Annotated in this window: 11 protein-coding genes; 5 read left to right on the top strand and 6 right to left on the bottom strand. The window is 67.0% G+C overall.

The genetic code is table 11. The annotated features are described in order from the left end of the window. Position 1: 1 nt before the first annotated feature. Positions 2-2,356: a peptidoglycan glycosyltransferase PbpC gene (gene pbpC, locus CHB99_RS21905; RefSeq protein ID WP_042130132.1), complete on the bottom strand. Its 2,355-nt coding sequence runs from the start codon at positions 2,354-2,356 to the stop codon at positions 2-4. A 92-nt stretch (positions 2,357-2,448) separates the two neighbouring features. Between pbpC and CHB99_RS21900 the strand changes: the two genes are divergently transcribed. After that, the gene (locus CHB99_RS21900; RefSeq protein WP_042130135.1) at positions 2,449-2,742 is read left to right on the top strand and encodes a hypothetical protein; all 294 of its coding nucleotides are present in this window, start codon (positions 2,449-2,451) and stop codon (positions 2,740-2,742) included. Positions 2,743-3,096: 354 nt separating this feature from the next. On the opposite strand, the gene CHB99_RS21895 is transcribed toward CHB99_RS21900, so the two are convergent. Continuing rightward, positions 3,097-7,992, bottom strand: a complete 4,896-nt coding sequence (locus CHB99_RS21895; protein WP_089266627.1) for an alpha-2-macroglobulin family protein — start codon at positions 7,990-7,992, stop codon at positions 3,097-3,099. A 187-nt stretch (positions 7,993-8,179) separates the two neighbouring features. Here CHB99_RS21895 and CHB99_RS21890 point away from each other — a divergent pair, with 187 nt between their 5' ends. Next, positions 8,180-9,526: an MATE family efflux transporter gene (locus tag CHB99_RS21890; RefSeq protein WP_042127986.1), complete on the top strand. Its 1,347-nt coding sequence runs from the start codon at positions 8,180-8,182 to the stop codon at positions 9,524-9,526. 96 nt (positions 9,527-9,622) lie between these two features. Here CHB99_RS21890 and speA read toward each other — a convergent pair whose 3' ends face one another. From speA to CHB99_RS21870, 4 genes are all read right to left on the bottom strand, one after another. Beyond that, the gene (speA, locus tag CHB99_RS21885) at positions 9,623-11,536 is read right to left on the bottom strand and encodes an arginine decarboxylase (protein WP_042127988.1); all 1,914 of its coding nucleotides are present in this window, start codon (positions 11,534-11,536) and stop codon (positions 9,623-9,625) included. Positions 11,537-11,733: 197 nt separating this feature from the next. After that, entirely contained in the window at positions 11,734-12,105 is a 372-nt protein-coding gene (locus CHB99_RS21880) for a translation initiation factor Sui1 (protein WP_042127990.1), read from the bottom strand. A gap of 196 nt (positions 12,106-12,301) precedes the next feature. Further along, positions 12,302-12,838 (bottom strand): NUDIX hydrolase, encoded by a 537-nt coding sequence (locus CHB99_RS21875; RefSeq protein ID WP_042127992.1) that lies wholly within the window; start codon positions 12,836-12,838, stop codon positions 12,302-12,304. Then, on the bottom strand, positions 12,838-13,908 hold the full coding sequence (locus tag CHB99_RS21870; protein WP_042127993.1) for a DUF2333 family protein: 1,071 nt from the start codon (positions 13,906-13,908) through the stop codon (positions 12,838-12,840). The genes CHB99_RS21875 and CHB99_RS21870 overlap by 1 nt, the downstream gene beginning before the upstream one ends. 270 nt (positions 13,909-14,178) lie before the next feature. On the opposite strand from CHB99_RS21870, the gene CHB99_RS21865 reads away from it, so the two are divergent. From CHB99_RS21865 to CHB99_RS21855, 3 genes are all read left to right on the top strand, one after another. Continuing rightward, complete coding sequence (locus tag CHB99_RS21865) at positions 14,179-15,795, top strand: response regulator (protein WP_042127994.1); 1,617 nt, start codon at positions 14,179-14,181, stop codon at positions 15,793-15,795. A 106-nt stretch (positions 15,796-15,901) separates the two neighbouring features. After that, positions 15,902-17,863: a methyl-accepting chemotaxis protein gene (locus CHB99_RS21860; RefSeq protein ID WP_042127995.1), complete on the top strand. Its 1,962-nt coding sequence runs from the start codon at positions 15,902-15,904 to the stop codon at positions 17,861-17,863. A gap of 230 nt (positions 17,864-18,093) precedes the next feature. Next, a complete protein-coding gene (locus CHB99_RS21855; protein ID WP_042127996.1) occupies positions 18,094-19,872 on the top strand; it encodes a protein-disulfide reductase DsbD in 1,779 nt (592 codons plus the stop codon). Positions 19,873-19,930: the final 58 nt, after the last annotated feature.

Genomic DNA, 19,930 nt, shown 5'->3' with positions numbered 1-19,930 from the left:
GTCAGTCGCTGACCTGGAAGGTCAGCCGCGCGGTCTGGCCGCTGGCATCGAGCACGCTCAGTTCATGCTGCCCGGCCTCGTCCAGGCGCGCCTTGAGCGTCTCCTGGCCGGCGGTCTCGCCCAGCGGCACGCCATCGAGGAACCACCAGCGCTGGCCCTCTCCGCCCAGCGCCGAGACATCCACCTGCAGCGCCTCGCGACTGGTGGCCGGACGACGCAACTGATCGTCCTGGCGAACCCCGACGATCGACAGGGGCGGCGCGGTGGCCGGCACCTGCGGCGGACATTCCGGCGCCACTGCCGGCAAGCGCGCCTCGCGCCGTTCGGCCCGGGTCAGCCAGGGCTCCAGCGGTGCTGGCCACATGGCCACGTCACGCACCCGCGCGCCCGTGCAGGCGGCATCGACCCGCCGCCCCCGCGCATCGACCCAGACCCGCTCCAGCAGGCCGACACCCAGCGGCTGGTCCTGCGCCAGCAGGGTTGGCGGCGTGGTGCCGTCCAGCGTCCAGGCGAAGCGTTGCCGTCGGCAGTTGGGATCATTGCGCGCCAGCGGCTGGCCCAGCGGCCAGCAGATCGCCGCGACCCCGACAGAGGCCGGCACCGCAGGAACCGGCGCGGCAATCCCGCGCTGGCTGTCACGGTTGCTCAGCACATCGTGGACCTGCAGCATCAGCGGCGCCGCCGACGCCAGGCCGAACTGCCCCGGCACCGGGGTACCGTCGGGACGGCCGATCCACACGCCAATCAGGTAGCGCGGACCGACGCCGATCGACCAGGCATCACGGAAGCCGTAGCTGGTGCCGGTCTTCCAGGCCAGCAGCGGGCGCTGGACCAGTTCGGCATGGGGATCGCGGTCGGGGCGGGCCTGGCCGCTGAGGATGCGCCGGATGATCCACGCCGCGCCGGGCGAGAGCATGCGCCGCTCCAGCAATGGCGCATCCGGCTGCAGGCGCAGGCTGGCGCTCATGCCATCGCGGGCGAAGGCGCTGTAGCCACTGAGCAGATCTTCCAGGCGACTGCCGCCGCCGCCGAGGATCAGCGACAGATTGGGTTCGGCCAGCGCCGGCAGGCTGATCGGCACCCCGGCCGCGCGCAGCTGCGCGGCGAAACGCTTGGGTCCGTAGGCTTCGAGCAACTGCACCGCCGGCAGATTGAGCGACAGCGACAGCGCTGAACTGGCCGCCACCGGTCCGCTGAAGCCCATGGAGAAGTTGCCGGGGCGGTAGTCGCCATAGCGCCGCGGCACATCCTGCAGCAGCGATTCGGAGTGGATCAGGCCATCGTCCATGGCCATGCCGTAGAGGAACGGCTTGAGGGTCGAGCCCGGCGAGCGCCAGGCGCTGATCATGTCGACATGGCCGAAACGGCGCTCGTCGTTGAGGTCCACCGAGCCGAGATAGGCGCGTACCGCCATGCTCTGCGTCTCGACCACGAGGATGGCCGCCGAGGTGCGTTCGGGCAGGCGCGCGCGCCAGCCGCCGAGCAGGTCTTCGAGGCGGCGTTGCAGGCTCGCGTCGAGGGTGGTGCGAATCAAGGGCGGGCTGTCCGCGCGATTCAACCGCCGAGCCAGCAGCGGCGCCAGCGCCGGCTCCTGGCGTGGCGCCAGCAACAGCGGTTCTTCCATGGCTTCGCGGATCAGTTGCTCGGGCCAGACCGCGTAGTCGCCGAGGCGTTGCAGCACCTTGTCGCGCGCGAAAGCAGCCCGCTGCGGATGGCGGTCGGGGCGCAGGCGGCTGGGTGCCTGAGGCAGCACCGCAAGCAAGGCCGCTTCGGCGGGTGTCAGTTGTTGCGGCGACTTGCCCAGGTAAGCCCAGCTCGCCGCGGCCACGCCTTGCAGGGTGCCGCCGAAGGGCGCGCGGTTGAGGTAGATCTCGAGGATCTCGCGTTTGGACAGGTGCCATTCCAGTTGCAGCGTGCGCCACAACTGGCGCAGCTTGCCTGGCAGGGTCCGGGCATGCGGATCGAGCAGGCGCGCCACCTGCATCGACAGCGTGCTGCCGCCGGACAGCACGCGACCGCCACTGAGGTTCTGCCAGGCCGCGCGACCGAGGGACAGAGGATTGACCCCCGGGTGGCGGTAGAACCAGCGGTCCTCGTAGGTCAGCAGCGCTTGCAGGTACAGCGGCGACACCTCGTCGAGCGACACCGGATAGCGCCACACGCCATCGGCATCGGCGAAACGCCACAACGGCGTGCCATCCTCGGCGAGCACGACCCGGGCCAGATCATCGGCGGGCAGCGGCAGCGGCCAGAGGCGGTCGGCCAGCCACAGCACCGCCAGCAGCCCGCCAACCCCCAGCGCCGTGAAGCTCAGCCAGCGGGTCGTGCGCCCGCGCGGCAGGGCTACGCTGAACATGGGCCGCACCGCGTCGGGGAACCGCGACGGCCCGACAATGGCCAAAGGCTGGAATGCAGCGCGAATGCTGTGATGAACATCAGGATACGACCATGCGGGTAGAAGGTTTTTTCGAGTGGCTGGGGCAGGTGCTGGGCGCGGCGATCCGTTTCGTGGTGGACGCCCTGACCGGGCTGTTCGCCCTGCTGGCCAACGCCGGGGGGAATTTCATCGACGGGCTGGCGAAGACGCTGGGGATGGATACCTCGCTCATCAGCATCCTGATTCTGCTCATCGGTCTGTTGCTGCTGTATTCGGCGGTGCGCGCGTTCATGCGGGCTTCGGTGATTGCGGGGATCATCTGGGCGTTGTTGGGGTTGTGGGTGTTGAGTTGGGTGGTGCATTGAACATTGGTGGTGCTCTTATCGGTGCATGAAAGTCTTGAGTCTTGCAGCGCTCTGAAGATCGAGCGCCGCCCGCGCGGCGCATCGCGAGCTCGCTCGCTCCTACATTTGTTGCAACGTACCTATGTCTGACAGGCCATGGTTGATCGCCTTGTGTGCACGACGCGGTATCGCGTCGACCCAACAGCTCCCCGCGATAAATCGCCAAGCACCAAAAGCTGGCAACGCCGCTCTCACAGGCCATGGCACGTTGCAAAAAATGTAGGAGCGAGCGTGCTCGCGATGCGCCGCGCGGGCGGCGCTCGATCTTCAGAGCACTGCAAGACCCAAGACAGGCACCAAGACCCCAATGGCCCTTTACCGGCCTTTGATAACCATCTCCCCCGCCGTCTCCCCAACCGCCTGCCACTCCGGCCGATACATCGACTCCACCTGCGGCGGCGGAATCCGGTAGCTGCCCGGGGTCACCGCCCGCGCCAGGTACAGCAGGTGCGTGGTGCCATAGCCGTCGAGGTTCAGCGCCGCCACGTAGCGATCGTCACGATACTCCTGGTGCGCCACATTGGCGTTCTCCATCGCCTCGCGCCACTGCTTCACCGCGCTGCTGGCGTTTTCCAGGCTGGCGGCGCTCTGCGCGAGGTTCTGGTTTTCCAGCTCCAGGCCGGCCGGCAACAGGTCCACCACCAGCGCATCCGGTACCCGCGCCTTGGCCTGGATCGCCAGGTGCACCAGGACCAGATCGCCGCTTTCCAGCGCCTTCAGATCCAGCGCCTGTCCGTTCATGCCCAGGTACTCGCGGCGAATGCTCAGGTTGTTGCCACTGGCCGGCGGTGCCTGCCGCGGATAACCGGAAAGGGTCAGGCGCTGATACAGGGTCTGCTCGCCTTCGTTGCGCACACTCAGCGGCGCGGCCAGCAACGGACCCTGCAGGTGCACACCGGAGCGTGTCGGGCTCAGTTCGCGGACCTGGTCGCCACTGTCCAGGCGCGCACGCCATTGCCCTTCCGGTTGCTGGGCAAAACCACGGCCGGCGAGGAACAGGGCATTGCGCTCCTGGGTCGACAGCCACGGGCTCGCCGCCAGTTGATCGGACAGCTTGAACAGACGATCCGCAACGCTGTCGCCCGCCAGCTTGTATTCATCGAGCAGCGCCAGGATCAGCGCCTGGTCACGCAGCGGGCTGCCATAGTCGGCCATCCAGTCCTTGTCGCGATTGACCGCCAGTCCCGCCAGCAGGGCCTCCTGCCCGCGCGGTTTGTCGCCCATGGTGTCGAGGGCGATCGCCAGTTGCACCAGCGGCAACCCCGAGCGCGCGTCGGCGCGCCGCTCGAACAGACTGCGCAAGGCCCCCAGCGGCGCCTGCTTGCTGCGCGACAGCACCAGCGCGGCATAGGCCTGCACGGCAAAGCGGGTGTGCTCGATGTTCTCGCTGTAGTTCACCTCGATCAGGTTGCGTTCCTGCACGTAGCGCAGCAGGCGCTCGCTGGCCTTCTTCAAGGCCTCGGGCGGGACCGCGAAACCCTGCTCGCGGGCACGCAGGAGGAAGTCGGTGACATAGGCGGTCAGCCAGTATTCCTCGTCGCTGTCGGAACTCCACAGGCCGAAGCTGCCGTTGTAGCGCTGCATGCCGAGCAGGTGCTCGATGCCGATTTCGATCTTGCGCTTGCGTTCGTCGGCCGGCTCGCCCGTGATGCCAAGGCGCTCGAGTGTCGCGGCGTCGGCATACAGCGACGGGTACAGGCCGCTGGTGGTCTGCTCCAGACAGCCATAGGGGTAGGCCTTGAGCGCGCGGATCTGTTCGGCGAGGTTCAGCGGCGGCCGGCTGGACAACACCAGGCTGCCCTCCAGTCCCGCCGGCTCGAACAGGGCCAGGTCCTGTTCCGGCAGGCTCCACGGCTCGCCCGTCAGGGCCACGCGGTAGTGCTTGAGCTGCGCCGGGTAGGCCGGGCGCACGCCAAGCGTCCATTCGCGAGTGAAGCCGGTGTCGCTCTCGCCCGGCAGCACCAGGCCATCGACCCGCACGGTGATGCGGCCCTGGCCGTAACCACCCTGGGCCTGCACCGGAATCTGCAGGGTCAGGCGCTGGCCCTGCTTGAGTTTCACTGCCTGATGGGCGTTGCCCAGCAGATCGAGCTGGCCTTCACTGGCCAGAGTCACCGCGAGGTTCTGCGCCTGCCCGGAGAGGTTGGACAGATCCAGCGCCAGGCTGGTGCGGTCACCGCCGGCAAGGAAGCGCGGTGCCGACAGCTCGGCCACCAGCGGCGCGGCGACCACGGTCTTGCCTTCGGCGACGCCGAAGCGGTCCTCGCTCCAGGCCTGGGCCATCAGGCGCAGTTCACCATTGAAGTCGGGGATGTCCACCGTGGCCTGGCCCTTGCCCTCGGCGTCGAGGGTCACCGGCGCACTCTGCAGCGCGACGATGGTGACGCTGGTGTCCGGCCGCTTGCCGCCCTTGGCCATGGCCGCGTCGCCACCGAAGGCAAGGCTGGCCAGCCGGCCCTGGCCGGCTTCGATGAGCTGCCCGTAGATGTCCAGCTGGTCGGCGCCATAGGCCTTGCGCCCGAACATGCCGGTGAACGGGTCGGGGGTGACGTAGCTGGTGATATTGAGGATGCCCACATCGACCGCGGAGAGCAGCACCTGGACCTGCTTCGGCACGCTGCCGTCGGCATTGCGCGCCTGGATGGCGACCGTCAGCGGGCGTTTCGGCCGCATCTTCTCGGGAGCATCGAGGGTGAGCGTCAGCTTGCGCTCGGCGCGATCGAGCGGCAGGTGGAGAATGCCGACGGCGCGCTTGGGCGTGACATTGGCCTTGCGCTCGCCCGGGCGAATGACCAGGGCGCTCAGGTACAGGTCATGCCGGGCCCATTGCGGATCGAGCTTGACCGCGAACGCCTTGCCTTCGGCGGGCACGTCGATTTCCTGCCACCACAGCGGACCATCGCTGCCCTCGACGATCAGATAACCCTTGCCCGCTGCCGGCGGTGTGACGGTCACGTTGACTGTCTCGCCGTCCTTGTAGGCCGGCTTGTCCAGGGCCAGGCGCACCTGGTCGGGACGCACGGCCCCGCCATCGGCGTTGTCCTGGGCGCGATAACCGGCCCAGAAGCGCAGGCTGCTGGTGACGCCGGTGGCCGGGTCTTCCACTTCGACGCGGTACGGGCCCCACTCCACCGGGAAGCTCAGCCTGGTGGTACTGCCCTGCGGCACGCTGACGGTCTGCTCGCTTTCGGTGAGGTATTTCTCGTTGAAGTTGTAGCTCCAGCCGTCGCTCTGCGAGTAGTTCCAGTAGTAGTCGCGACGTTCGCGGACCAGACGTACCCGCAGGTTGTCAGCGGCCAGCTTGTTGCCGTCGCGGTCGGCCACCAGTAGCTCGATTTCCACCGGCGCGTCGCCGTCGGTTTCCTCGCCGTCGAACAGACCGCGCAGCCCCGGCAGGCGCTCGGCCGGCCAGATCGGCTGTTCCAGGCGACGGGTGATCGGCCGGCCGCCGGACTCCTGCAGGCTGGCCTGCACCGTGAGTTGCAACGGCGAGCGGGCCTCGGCCCATTCGCTGGCAATGCTGATGAGCGCGTTGCCGTCGGCATCGAGGGTGCTTTCCTCAAGGTCGAGGTCGTGGCTCAGTTCACCCTCGGTGACCGAGCCGAACTGATAACCGGGCAGTGCCGGCACCGCTTCGCGCAGGGGGCGCACGTAGACCTGGCCGCTCAGGCGGTTGCCCGCCGCCGGGGCGCCGTACAGGTAGCGCCCGTTGACCTCGATTTCCGCGGTCTGATCCGGGCTCAGCGGCGTATCGCTGCCTTTCAGTTCGAGGGCCAGGCGTTCGGGCAGGAAGTCCTCGACCAGCACTTCGAAGACCTGGCGCTTGCCACCGCCGAGGTCGAACAGCAGTTGCCAGCGACCGGTCGGTGCCTCGCCATCCAGTTGCAGACGGTACTGGTAGAAGCCATTGGCGTCGGCCTCCCAGACGAACTGGCGACTGACCTGCTCATCCGGACGGCGCACCTCGACATTGATCGGCTGCGGCTTGACCGGCTTGCCGTCGCGGTCGCGCAGCAGGCCGTTGAGCAACACGGTCTCGCCGGGACGATAGAGATCCCGCGGGCCGAAGACGAAGAACTGCAGGGGATTGGCCTGCGGGCCGGTGACGGTGAACTCGGACAGGTCCAGCGCCGAGGTATTCAGGCGCAGCAGGGTGGTGTGCTCGCCCTGGCGGGCCAGCAGCACATCGGCCTTGGGCGGCAGCGGCAGTTGCGCGTGGCCACTGCCGTCGGTCTTGCCCTGGGCGAGCATCTTGCCGTTGTTGTCGAGCAGGTCCAGTTCGATGCCGCTCAGGGCCTTGCCGCCTTCGAGTGCCTGGGTGAACACGTCCAGGCGGTTGCTGTAGCGGTGCAGCGACAGGCCGATGTCGCTGAGGGTGAACAGGGTCGCCGGCTGTGAATAGTTGTAGGTGCCGGACTCGCGCATCACCGCGAGGTACACGCCGGCTTCCTGCAGCGGCTTGATCCCGGCCATGGGCAGGAGCAGGGTTTCGCGGGTGTTGGCCGCCGGGTTCAGATCGAAGCGTCCGGCATAGACCAGGTCGGCCATGGGCAGCAGGTCGCGGGCTTCATAGCTCTGCAGCGAACTGCTGCGCCCCCAGGCGGCGAGGAAAGCGGGCAGCGACTCGGGCTTGATGCGGAAGAACTCGACATCGACCTTCGCCACGTTCAGGGCGATCACCGGCAAGCCTTCGGCCAGTCGCGTCGGCAGCAGCGAACCGCGGCTGGCGAAGCCGATGCTCGGCTCCATGTCGCGGGTTTCCAGGCGGCTGACGTACTCGTTGGCGAGCTGGTTGCCGTTGACGCTGCGCAGGCCGGCATCGAGGGTCAGGACCAGCTTGCGCTTGGGTTCGAGGTGGCGCAGGCGCAGTTCCATGCGGTTGTCGGAGAGTTCCCAGGCGCCGTCGACCTTGCCCTTGGTGGTGTCGACCAGGTGCAGGCGCTCGTCGAAGCGCTGGTCGGCGGCAAGCGGTGCGGAGAAGGTCACCGACAGCGCACTGGCGCCCTCGACCTGGACCTCCGAGACATCGACCACATTCAGCTCGCGCCCGGCGTAGCGCTGGGCCAGGGCGGCCTCGTCGACCACCGCCGTGGCGGCCGCGGGAGCACTGGCGGCGGCTTTTTCCGCCGGAGCGGGTTTGTCGACGGAGGACGAATCACACGCGCTGAGCAGCGCCAGGGCGCAGGCCAGCCACAATCCTTTGTTCAACATGGAGAGGAAACTCGTTCGGCAGCAGGGGCAGACGGGAAACTATATATCAAGGTCAACGGTTTCACCGGGAAGCGGTGCCGAGGTGAGACAGGGTTCACCCGGCAGAGTGCCGTTGTAGGGGTAGAATGCGCGGTTTCCGTCGAGGGCCGCGCGGCGGCCCCAGTCAGCACCAACCCAGGATCCCCGCATGCCCGCACTTCTCAGCGCCTGGCGCGACCGCCCCACCCACCACAAGGTCTGGGCCCTGGCCGCACCGATGATCCTGTCGAATATCTCGGTGCCGCTGGTCGCCCTGGTGGACAGCACGGTGATCGGTCACCTGCCCCATGCCCACCAGCTCGGCTCGGTGGCGGTGGGTGCCAGCCTGTATACCCTGCTGGTGGGGGTCCTGGGTTTCCTGCGCATGGGCTCGACCGGCTTCGCCGCCCAGGCCGCCGGGCGTGCCGACGGCAACGGCCTGCGCCAGGTGCTGGCGCAGGGCCTGATCCTCGCGCTGCTGTTCGCCTTGCTCCTCGGTCTGCTGGCAATTCCTCTCAGTCATCTGGCGCTGAACCTGATCCAGCCCGGCGCGGCGCTGGAACAGGGCACTCGCGAGTTCTTCACCATCCGCCTGCTCGGCCTGCCGGCGGCGCTGGCCACCTATGCCCTGGTCGGCTGGTTCCTCGGCACGCAGAACGCCCGCGCGCCGCTGGCGATCCTGCTCACCACCAACCTGCTGAACATCGTCCTCAACCTGTGGTTCGTGCTGGGCCTGGACTGGGGCGTGGCGGGATCGGCGCGGGCCTCGGTGATCGCCGAATGGGCCGCGGCCCTGCTCGGCCTGGCCCTGACCCGTCCGTCGCTGCGCGCCTATCCGGGCAAGGTGATCTGGCCGCTGCTGGCGCGCTGGCGCAGTTGGCGGCCGATGCTCAGCGTCAACCGCGACATCTTCATCCGCAGCCTGGCCCTGCAGGGCGTGTTCTTCCTCATCACCGTGCAGGGCGCGCGCATGGGGGAAGCCACGGTGGCGGCCAATGCCCTGTTGCTCAATGGCCTGCTGGTGACCGCCTATGCCCTCGACGGGCTGGCCCATGCGGTGGAAGCGCTGTGCGGTCATGCCATCGGCGCCGGCGACCGGCCGGCCTTGCGTCGGGCGCTGGTGGTCGCCGGTGGCTGGTCGCTGCTCGCCAGTGTGGGGTTCGCCGTACTGTTCCTGCTGGGTGGGCACCTGTTCATCCAGATGCAGACCGATATCCCCAGCGTGCGCGAAACCGCGTTCGAATACCTGCCATATCTGGCGCTGCTGCCGTTGATCGCGGTGTGGAGCTACCTGCTCGATGGCCTGTTCATCGGCGCCACCCGCGCCCGGGAAATGCGCGATGCCATGCTCCTCAGCGTCCTCATCGCCCTGCCCTTCGCCTGGCTGGCGCGGGACCTGGGCAACCATGGGTTGTGGCTGGCGTTTCTGCTGTTCATGGCGGTGCGCGGGGTGACGCTGGGGGTGATGGGGTGGTGGTTGCAGCGGCGGGATGGGTGGTTTGTGTATCACTCATGAAAAGCATGGGCGACGCGTCCCCTGTGGGTGCGTCGCTTTGACGAAAAAGGCCCGCCTCTGGTTTCCCGGGGCGGGCCTTGTGAGATCGCCTAAACCTTACGACGACAGGTACGAAGACCGCGTCAGACCCAGGCGCAACGCATCGAGGAACTGTGTCCGCTCGCGTTCGCTGATGCTCGCACTGGCCACCTTGTCGCGGTAGTGCGTCATCAGCTCCTCCGGCGACAGGTGCACGTAGCGCAGCATGTCTTCGATGGTGTCATGGGTCTCGATACCGGCGTGATACACGCTGCCGTTCGGGTTCTGGTAGATGTTCACCGAGTCGGTGTCGCCGAACAGGTTGTGCATGTCACCCAGAATCTCCTGGTACGCACCGACCAGGAACACGCCCAGCAGGTAGTCCTCACCTTCCTTGACCGCATGCACCGGCATGCTGGTCTCGATGCTCTGCTCGTCGACGTACTGGTTGATCTTGCCGTCGGAGTCGCAGGTCAGGTCCTGCAGCACGGCGCGACGCATCGGCTCTTCGTCGAGGCGGTGCAGCGGGATGATCGGCAGGACCTGGCCGATGGCCCAGGTGTCCGGCAGGCTCTGGAATACCGAGAAGTTGCAGATGTACTTGTCGGCGAGCTTGTCGTTGAGTTCGTCCAGCACCTGGCGGTGCGAGCGCTGGCGGGCCTTCAGCGAGTTGTGCAGGCGCCGGCACACGGCGAAGTAGCACTGCTCGGCCAGGGCCTTCTCGGACAGGCTGATCTTGCCGTCGGCATACTGCGCGGCCACGTCGCTCATGTAGTGGGTGGCGCGCCAGTAGGTCTCGGTGACCATCTCCAGGTCGGTCGGGCCCAGCAGATCGGCCAGCCACTGCACGGTTTCCGGCAGGGCTTCCTTGTTCTCGATGGTCGGCACTTCGTCGTTGTGCTTCTCGACGTCGGTGACCTGGATCACCAGCATCGCGTGGTGCGCGGTCAGCGAGCGGCCGCTTTCCGAGAAGATGTGCGGATGCGGCAGGCCCTGGGCATCGCAGAACTCCTTGAGCATGCCGACCACGACACCGGCGTAGTCGTCCATGTCGTAGTTGATCGAGCTGGCGTTGCGCGAGTGGGTGCCGTCGTAGTCGACGCCCAGGCCACCACCGACGTCGATGTGATCGACCGGCAGGCCCAGACCACGCAGCTCGCCGTAGTAACGGATGGCTTCCTTGAAGCCGTGCTGGTAGTCGGCCAGGTTGGCGATCTGCGAACCCATGTGGAAGTGCAGCAGGCGGATGCCCTGGTCGAGGCCGGCATCACGGAAGCGCTGGACCACGGAAATCAGCTGCGCCGCGGACAGACCGAACTTGGACTTCTCGCCCCCGGTATCCGCCCACTTGCTCGACGCCAGCGACGACAGGCGCACGCGCAGGCCGACCTGCGGCTTGACCTTGAGCTCGGCGGCCTCTTCGATCACCAGGGCCACTTCCGACTCTTTCTCGATGACGATGAACACGTTGTGGCCGAGCTTCTGGCCCATCAGCGCGAGACGGATGAACTCACGGTCCTTGTAACCGTTGCAGACGATGGTGCCGCCCTTCGGCGCCAGCGCCAGCACCGCCAGCAGTTCCGGCTTGGAACCGGCTTCGAGGCCGATGGAGACGTTCTGCGTGGCGATGATGTTTTCCACCACCGCTTCCTGCTGGTTGACCTTGATCGGGTACAGCGCGGTGTACTGGCTCTGGTATTCCAGGCGCGCGATGTTGGCGTCGAACGCGCCGGTCAGCTGGCGCACGCGGTCCTGCAGGATGTCGGGGAAACGCACCAGCAGCGGCAGCGACAGGCCGCTCTTGCGCAGTTCGTCGACCTGCTCGTACAGGTCGATCGGCGCGCTGCCCGGACCGTTCGGGCGCACTTCGACGCGCCCGGCTTCATTGATTGCGAAATAGCCCGCGCCCCAATGGCGAATCCCGTAAACACTGCGGCTGTCGGCCACGGTCCATTGGCTGCCATCGTCTTTGCGTGTGCGTCGTACGGACATCGAAGTCCCCTATAAAAAGTCGGATAACACCAGCCATGCGGGAAGGCGCAGTGTACAAAATGAAAATGACGATTTTCCCTGTTCGGGCTTGGACCCTTCACAAGGCAACGAGTTTAGACGCTGGGCGAAAAGCCCCGGGTGCCCCGTTCCGCGCCCGCGCGCTGCACGCGACGGACAAAAGACCGGGAAGCAGGCGATCAGCCGCCGGATTTCTTCGCTTTGAAGCCCTGTTTGACCAGCTCGCCGAGCAGCAGCTCGACATGGTCGCCCTGGATCTCGATGACGCCGTCTTTCAACGCGCCACCGGTGCCGCAGCGCCGCTTCAGCGCGCCGGCGAGTTCCTTGAGCTGTTCCAGAGGCAACGGCACGCCCGTGATGGTGGTCACCGTCTTGCCGCCACGACCTTTGCTTTCGCGGCGCACGCGAGCGATGCCATCGCCTTCCGGGATGAGCGTCTGCTTGCAGATGCAGGCATCGATGGGTTTGCTGCAGTCCGGACAGTGCCGACCCGCATCGGTGGAGAACACCAGACCGCCCAGGGCGGAGAATGACGAGGCTTTCTTGGCCACTTTTGATCCTCGGGTTTGAGGACAAAAAACTGGTCGCGGACCCGGGCGGGACAACGACCGCGAAGCCCCACTCTGGCAGGGGCAGCGCACCTGCCGCGAATGGCTTCGCGGCAGGGTGAAAAGGCCGCGCAGTGTAACGGCAAATGTCGCGCTTGCTAAGTACAGAACTGCGCCATTTCGGGCAATTTTCGCGACATCAGGCTTGACGGCCGAAGGCCCGGGAAAGCGCTGCCAGCGAGTCGGGGCAATAGGCCATTATCGACGACTCTTCCCAGACCACTTCCAGGTTGACGAAACGGGCCTCGCTGACCTCTTCCGGTTGCAGGCGCAAAGGCCCGTCCCAGACCGCCGAGAACACCGCGCACCAGAGCCGGTTGCCAGGCTGGTCGAAGAAGAAGCGGTCGTGGGCGCGCAGCTCGACACCGCTCACGCCCAGTTCTTCCGCCAGCTCGCGGGCGGCCGACTCGGGGTAATCCTCGCCCGCCGCGACCATGCCGCCGGCCGCCACATCCCAGTAGCCGGGATACAGCGCCTTGCTCAGGGTGCGCTTGTGGATGCACAGCTGGCCGGCGCCGTTGAACAGCAGGATGAAGGTGCAGCGACCGATCAGGCCGCGCTCGCGCAGCTCGGCGCGGGGCAACGCGCCGAGCAGGTTGTCGTCTTCGTCGACCCAGGCGACCTGCTCCCGGTCCGAGGCGGCCCGATGCGCCGCCTCCGCTGCGCTGATGCTCATCAGCCTTGCGACAGCAACTGGCGCAGGTCGATGACCGCGGCGTTGGCCCGGGAGATGTAGTTGGCCATGACCAGCGAGTGGTTGGCCCACATGCCGAAGCCGCTGCCGTTCAGCACCATCGGGCTCCACAGCGCTTCCTGCGAGGCTTCCAGCTCACGGATGATCTGGCGCACGCTGACCGTGGCGTTCTTCTTCGCCAGCACGTCGGCGAAGTCTACCTCGATCGCGCGCAGCAGGTGCGACAGCGCCCAGGCCTGGCCACGGGCCTCGTAGAACACGTTGTCGATCTGCAGCCACGGGGTTTCCACCAGTTCTTCGTCGAGCTGCGGCGCCTGGCCGGCGATCACGGTTTCGGTCTTCAGGGTGCTGTTCAGCTTGACCCGGCCGACGCTCGCCGACAGGCGCTGGGACAGCGAACCGAGGCGGGTGGCGACATCGCCCAGCCAGTTGTTCAGGTTGTCGGCGCGGGTATAGAAGATCGCGCCCGAATCACCGCTGGCCAGACGGGCCTGGTAGCGGGTCAGGGATTTGATGCCTTCCTCGAACTCGGACTCGCTCGACGGCAGGATCCAGCTCTTGTTGTCGAAGTTGAAGCGCGGCTCGGCCTTGGCCAGGTCGGCGTCTTCGGTGGACTGCGACTGGGAACGGGCGAAATCCTTGCGCAGGGCACGGGACAGGTCGCGGACCTGAACCAGCACGCCGTATTCCCAGCTCGGCATGTTGTCCATCCACAGGCCCGGCGGGAAGCGGTCGTTGGAGATGTAGCCGCCCGGCTTGTTGAGCAGGGTCCCGGCGACGGTCTTGAGGGTCTCGACGGTGGTGTAGCCGACCACCATCTGCTGGCCGCCACGTTCGGCGGCGGCCTGGGCGTTCTGCTGCACCGGGAACAGCTCGGGCTCCTGGCTCCAGTACCAGCCCAGGGCGATGGTCACCAGCAGATAAAGGCCGATCAGCGCGCCCAGCGAACGGCTGAGCAGCCCGCGAAAGTAACTGCCGCTCGCCGTGGCGCGGCCGGCGCTGCGCTCCTCGCGCGACTCGGTGCCGCCTGTACGGTTTTTCCAGTCCAGCATGGCGTAGTCCTTATTTCAGTCAGTGCGTTTCCAGGGTTCGACCGCGGCGGCCGGGCATTGGTGCCAGGACATCGCGGTGCCGGCGTCGGCGGCGACCAGGGTGGCAGCAACTATAAAGCAAGGGCGGCGGATCGCATAAGCGACTCTGGGGTCACGAAATGAATGTTCTCCGGCGTCAATAAATTGATGCAGGGCACTCGTCTGCGCGAAAAGTGGTGCTAGCATAGAGCCATCACTCGAACTGCCTCATTTCTAATAAGTAGTCAGGACATGACCGAGCCAGAAGACCCGAATCGCGAGCGACTGAAGCAACACTTTGCCCAGCGGGTCATTCACCAGGCCCGGCAAATCCTGGAAATCTGGCAGCGCCTGCAGCGCAACGAATGGTCCAGCGGCGACCTCGGCGAACTGTGCGAGGCCAACCTGCGCCTGCAACGCTATGCGGAGCGCTTCGAACAACCGGAGCACACCCAACTGGCCGAAGCCATCGGCCAGACCCTGGCGGCGGTCGAGGCCAACAGCGCGCGCCTGAGCAGCAGCCTGATCAGCGAGCTCAACCGCCTGATGCAGCGCCTGTCGCGCACCGGTCTGCGCCAGGGCGACCGTCTCGAACAGACGACCCTGCCGCCGCTGCGCAAGCCGGTGTACGTGATGCTGCAGGACCACGACCGCGCCGAACGCCTGGCCAAGCAGTTGGAATTCTTCGGCCTCGGCGTGGAACCGCTGTACACCGCCGACGCCTTCCGCGCCTCGATGAGCGAGCGTTTGCCCTCGGCCATCGTCATGGACGTGGACTTCGGTGGCAGCGGTCTTGGCCTGAAACTGGCGGAGCAGGCCCAGCAGGGACTGGAGCAGCGTGTCCCGCTGCTGTTCTTCAGCCTCCACGAAACCGACACCCCGACCCGCCTCGCCGCGGTACGCGCCGGTGGCCAGGAGTTCCTCACCGGCACCCTGGAAGCGTCGAGCCTGCTGGAAAAGGTCGAACTGCTCACCAGCGTCACCCAGTACGAACCGTTCCGCGTGCTGATCATCGACGACTCGCGAGCCCAGGCCCTGCATACCGAACGCCTGCTGAACAATGCCGGGATCGTCACCCGCACCCTCACCGACCCGATCCAGACCATGGCCGAGCTGGCCGATTTCCAGCCCGACCTGATCATCCTCGACATGTACATGCCAGCCTGCACCGGCCCCGAGCTGGCCAAGGTGATCCGTCACAACGACCGCTATGTCAGCGTGCCGATCATCTACCTGTCCGCCGAGGACGACCTGGACAAGCAACTGGACGCGATGAGCGAGGGCGGCGACGACTTCCTGACCAAGCCGATCCGCTCGCGCCACCTGATCACCACGGTGCGCACCCGGGCCGCGCGCGCGCGCAATCTCAAGGCGCGGATGGTTCGCGACAGCCTCACGGGCCTGTACAACCACACCCATATCCTGCAACTGCTCGAAGACTGCAGCTTCCGCGCCCGTCGCGAGAGCCGGCCGCTGAGCTTCGCCATGCTGGATATCGACCACTTCAAGAAGGTCAACGACAGCCACGGCCACCCCATGGGCGACCGGGTGATCAAGAGCCTGGCGCTGTTTCTCAAGCAGCGCCTGCGCAAGACCGACTTCATCGGGCGCTACGGCGGCGAGGAATTCGCCATCGTCATGCCCAATACCGATCTCAACGCCGCGCACAAGGTGCTCGACGAGATTCGCCGGCGCTTCGCCGAGATCCATTACCCCGCCCAGCCGCAGGATCTGTCCTGCACCTTCAGCGCCGGGGTGGTGGAACTGAGCGACGACCTCGACGCCCTGAGCATGGCCACCGCCGCCGACGAGGCGCTGTATCGGGCCAAGGGCGCCGGGCGCAATCGGGTGCAGCGCGTGGAGCAATGAAATCAAATGGCCACTTTTTTTGACCGAGTCGCCCGGTTCGTCATAACAATGCAATAAAAACGCAATAAGTTCAGTGGCTTGCCTACAGCCGTCGGTAGTCACGCACATGCGCCTGAAGCTGCTCACCAATCTCAACACCCTGTTGCTGGTCCTCGTCTGCATCGCCCTTGGCGCCACCCTCTGGTGGTCGCAAAAGGCGCTGGAGCGCCCTTATCTGCTGATGGAACGCTACCTGGGCCTGTCCCAGCAGTTCCAGAACCAGGTCGCGCGCAATATCCAGACCTATCTCGGCAGCGGTGACGCGCTGCAGCACGCCACTGCCCTGCAGGCCACCCAGGATCTCCAGGAAGAGCTGAAACAACTGCCACAAGAACTGGCCCAGAGCGTACGCCCGAGCCTGGACAACCTGGCCCTGTTCGCCAGCAACGAACTGCTCGCCGCCGGCAAGCTGGCCGGCGATCCGCAGGCACTGCTGCTGCAGGCCGAACGCGAGATGGGCGCCAACCTCGAACAGTGGCTGCGCTACGCGCAGAACAGCGGCAACCCGGAAGGCGACCGCTATACCCCGGCGCTGGTCGAGGCCGGCCTGCACCTCGGCCGCCTGTCCCTGGCACGCGACAAGCTGGTCAGCAGCGGCCGCAGCGAACTGGCGGAGGAAGTCGAGCGGGAACTGAACCTGATCGCCGCGCAGGCCAAGGTTCTCGACGCCCTGCCGTTGCTTGGCGTCAAGGACGCCAGCGCCTCCGGCTCCGACGATTTCGCCGCGATGATGGGCCTGGCCAGCGAGAGCAAGAGCGAGGCCGAGGACAACGCCATCGGCCTGCGCCGCGAACTGAACAGCCTGATCGGCCGCTACCCGGCGGAACTGCAGCGCACCCGCGAACTGATCCAGCGGCGCAGCGAGCTGGCCGCCACCACCCAGTCGCGAATCGCCGCGGTGCAGCAGGCGATCGCCGACCTGGAGCCGGGCGTGCGCAGCCAGCACGGCCAGATCCAGAGTGAAGTGCGCCTGATGCAGGGGGTGATGATCGCCCTGATCCTGCTGATCGCGCTGGTCATCGACCGCCTGCAACGGCGCCTGGCGCGGGTGCTCACGGCGCTCGACCCGGCGCTCTCGGAGTGGGCCGGCGGCGACTTCAGCAAGCCGATCGACCTGCCGCCGAGCAACCGCGAGATGCACGATATCCAGGACTCGCTGAACCGCCTGCGCGACTACCTGGTGGAACTGGTCGGGACCATTCGCAGCAACGCCGAACAGGTCGCCGGCAGCAGCCGTGCCCTGGCGGGCATGAGCAGCGCGCTGCACGACGGCGCCGAGCGCCAGGCTGGCGATACCGCGCAGATCCGCGATGCCCTGGGCGAGCTGGAAGCGACCATCACGCAGGTCGCCGGCGATGCCAGCCAGGCCGCCGATGCGAGTCGCCAGGCCGGTCTCGCGGTGGAACAGGGCCAGGCCGTGATCGGCCAGAGCCTCACCGGCCTGCGCAAGCTGGTCGACGAGGTGCAGGGCAACGCCCAAGCCATCGAGGAACTGGCCCAGGAATCGGCGACCATCGGTGGCGTGCTGACGGTGATCCGCGCCATCGCCGAACAGACCAACCTGCTCGCCCTCAACGCTGCCATCGAGGCGGCGCGGGCCGGGGAAATGGGTCGCGGCTTCGCCGTGGTGGCCGAGGAGGTGCGCTCGCTGGCCCAGCGCACCACCGGTGCCACCGGCGAGATCCAGACCCTGATCACCCGCCTGCAGCAGGCCGCGCGCGAGTCGGTGGACGGCATGCGCATCCAGCTCGAACACGCCGAGGCCACCGCCGACCAGGCCCAGGCCGCCGATGGTGCGCTGGACGAGATCGTCACGGCGATCCAGACCATCGCCGATACCGCGGTGCGGATTGCCGATGTGACGGCGCAGCAGAGTGGCGCGGTCAGCGAGATTCGTGACCACAGCGAGCGGATTCATGATCTGGGCGAGGACAATCTGCAGCGGATCGGCGAGGGGCGCGACCAGGGCGAGCAGCTGTTGCGCCTGGGTGGGGAGCTGAATACGGCGGTGCGGGCTTTCCGCCTCTGATCGATTTCACGCGCCCCCTCGTAGGAGCGCGGCTTGCCCGCGAAAGGACCGCATCGCGGTCCCGGTTCCCGATCTGAAGCCATGCCGGCGGTAGCAATCTTGCGGCCGCTGCGCGCCCGTTTCGCGGGCAAGCCGCGCTCCTACGGTGAGGTCATGCACGCCCACCACCTGCGCATCCCCGCCGAGACTCCGCTATCATGCGGACACCTACGCCCCCCCGCGAGACCATCATGCGTCGTCTGCTTTGCCTCCTGCTGCTGGCCCTGGCCCTGCCCGCCCTGGGCGCCGGCCTGCTCGACAGCCGCCCCAGCGCCACCCTCGGCGCGCCCTCGCTGAACAACAGCGCCGACTTTCTCCCGGTCCGCGAAGCCTTCAAGCTCAACCTGATCCAGGGCGATGCCCAGGGCATCAAGCTGCGCTTCGTTCCCGCCGAGGGCTACTACCTCTATCGCCATCGCTTCCAGTTCCGCGCCGAACCGGCCGACATCGCCCTGGGCACCCCGCAACTGCCGCCGGGCGAGGCCAAGCACGATGAGTTCTTCGGCGATGTCGAGGTCTACCACGGCATTCTCGATATCGACCTGCCACGCGGCGACGACAAACGCCCCTTCACCCTGGTGGTGACCTACCAGGGCTGTGCCGACAAGGGTCTGTGCTACCCACCGGAAACCGAGCGCCTGAGCATCGCCGGCACGGGCGCCACGACGCCAGCCGCCAGCGATCCCGGCAGCAGCGAACGATGGTCCTGGAAAAGCCTGGCGCTGTTCTTCCTCGCCGGTGTCGGCCTGACCTTCACCCCCTGCGTATTGCCGATGCTGCCGATTCTCTCCGGCGTGGTCCTGCGCGGCCAGGTTGGCGGCTGGCGCGGCCTGTCCCTGTCGCTGGCCTACGTGCTGCCGATGGCCGCCTGCTTCGCCCTGCTCGGCGCCCTGATGGGCCTGTTCGGCGCCAGCCTCAACCTGCAGGCGCGCCTGCAGTCGGCCTGGGTGCTGGTGCCCTTCTCGCTGTTCTTCGTGGTGTTCGCCCTGGCCATGTTCGGCCTGTTCGAACTGAAGCTGCCGCGCGCCCTGAATGACCGTCTCGACCGCGTCGCCGGCCAGACCAAGGGCGGTTCGCTGCTCGGTGCCGCGGTGCTCGGCGTGGTCTCCAGCCTGCTGGTCTCGCCCTGCGTCTCGGCGCCGCTGGCCGGCGCCCTGCTCTACATCAGCGCCAGCGGCGATGCCCTGGGCGGTGCGCTGAAGCTGTTCGCCCTGGGCCTGGGCATGGGCGCCCCGCTGTTGCTGGTGGCCACCGGCGGCGCGGCCTGGCTGCCGAAAAGCGGGCCGTGGCTGGTCACGGTGAAGAACGCCATCGGCGTGCTGCTGCTGGGCCTGGCCGTCGGCCTGCTCAGCCGCGTGTTGCCAGGCCAGGTCACCCTGGTGCTGGTGGGCCTGCTGGCCGCCGGTGTGGCGCTGTTCCTCGGCGCCCTGGAATTCGTGGTGAAGACCCCGCGCCAGCGCCTGGCGCAACTGCTCGGTCTGCTCCTGCTGGTCTACGCCCTGGCCTGCTGGTACGGCGCCCTCAGCGGCCAGAGCGATCCGCTGCGCCCGTTGCCCGTTGCTGGCAATGGCGCGGCCGTCACCCAGGCCGGCAATCAGGACTGGCAGACCATCGACAGCCCCGCCGAACTCGACCGGGTCCTCGCCGAAGCCAAGGCCGCCGGCCAGCCGCTGGTACTGGACTGGTACGCCGACTGGTGCATCAGCTGCAAGGTCATCGAACATGAAGTGCTGAATGCGCCGAACGTGCTGCCATTGCTCAAGGAATACCGGCTGGTGCGCTTCGATATCACCCAAAGCAGCGCCGAACAGCGCGCCCTGCTCGACCGCTACCAACTGTTCGGCCCACCGGCGCTGCTGTTCTTCGCCGCGAACGGCAGCGAAAACAACGCCGCTCGCGTGGTAGGCGAGACCAACGCCGGCGAATTCGCCGAACATCTGCAGCGCATTCGCGCCGATCTGCGTCTATAACTTCCCGGGGCCGCCGGAAAGCGCTGCCAATGACCGGGATTAATAAAATAGTCACATA

The sequence above is a fragment of the Pseudomonas japonica genome, assembly GCF_900188455.1.
GTDB lineage: Bacteria > Pseudomonadota > Gammaproteobacteria > Pseudomonadales > Pseudomonadaceae > Aquipseudomonas > Aquipseudomonas japonica.
Note: the sequence above shows the minus strand (reverse complement) of the source record. Positions and strands in the feature narration are given on the sequence as shown.

Coding starts and splice junctions, on each gene's coding strand:
- CHB99_RS21895 (WP_089266627.1), bottom strand. CDS start 7,992: ATGTTGAACAAAGGATTGTGGCTGGCCTGCGCCCTGGCGCTGCTCAGC.
- CHB99_RS21875 (WP_042127992.1), bottom strand. CDS start 12,838: ATGAGCATCAGCGCAGCGGAGGCGGCGCATCGGGCCGCCTCGGACCGG.
- CHB99_RS21855 (WP_042127996.1), top strand. CDS start 18,094: ATGCGTCGTCTGCTTTGCCTCCTGCTGCTGGCCCTGGCCCTGCCCGCC.
- pbpC (WP_042130132.1), bottom strand. CDS start 2,356: ATGTTCAGCGTAGCCCTGCCGCGCGGGCGCACGACCCGCTGGCTGAGC.
- CHB99_RS21870 (WP_042127993.1), bottom strand. CDS start 13,908: ATGCTGGACTGGAAAAACCGTACAGGCGGCACCGAGTCGCGCGAGGAG.
- CHB99_RS21860 (WP_042127995.1), top strand. CDS start 15,902: ATGCGCCTGAAGCTGCTCACCAATCTCAACACCCTGTTGCTGGTCCTC.
- CHB99_RS21900 (WP_042130135.1), top strand. CDS start 2,449: ATGCGGGTAGAAGGTTTTTTCGAGTGGCTGGGGCAGGTGCTGGGCGCG.
- speA (WP_042127988.1), bottom strand. CDS start 11,536: ATGTCCGTACGACGCACACGCAAAGACGATGGCAGCCAATGGACCGTG.
- CHB99_RS21865 (WP_042127994.1), top strand. CDS start 14,179: ATGACCGAGCCAGAAGACCCGAATCGCGAGCGACTGAAGCAACACTTT.
- CHB99_RS21890 (WP_042127986.1), top strand. CDS start 8,180: ATGCCCGCACTTCTCAGCGCCTGGCGCGACCGCCCCACCCACCACAAG.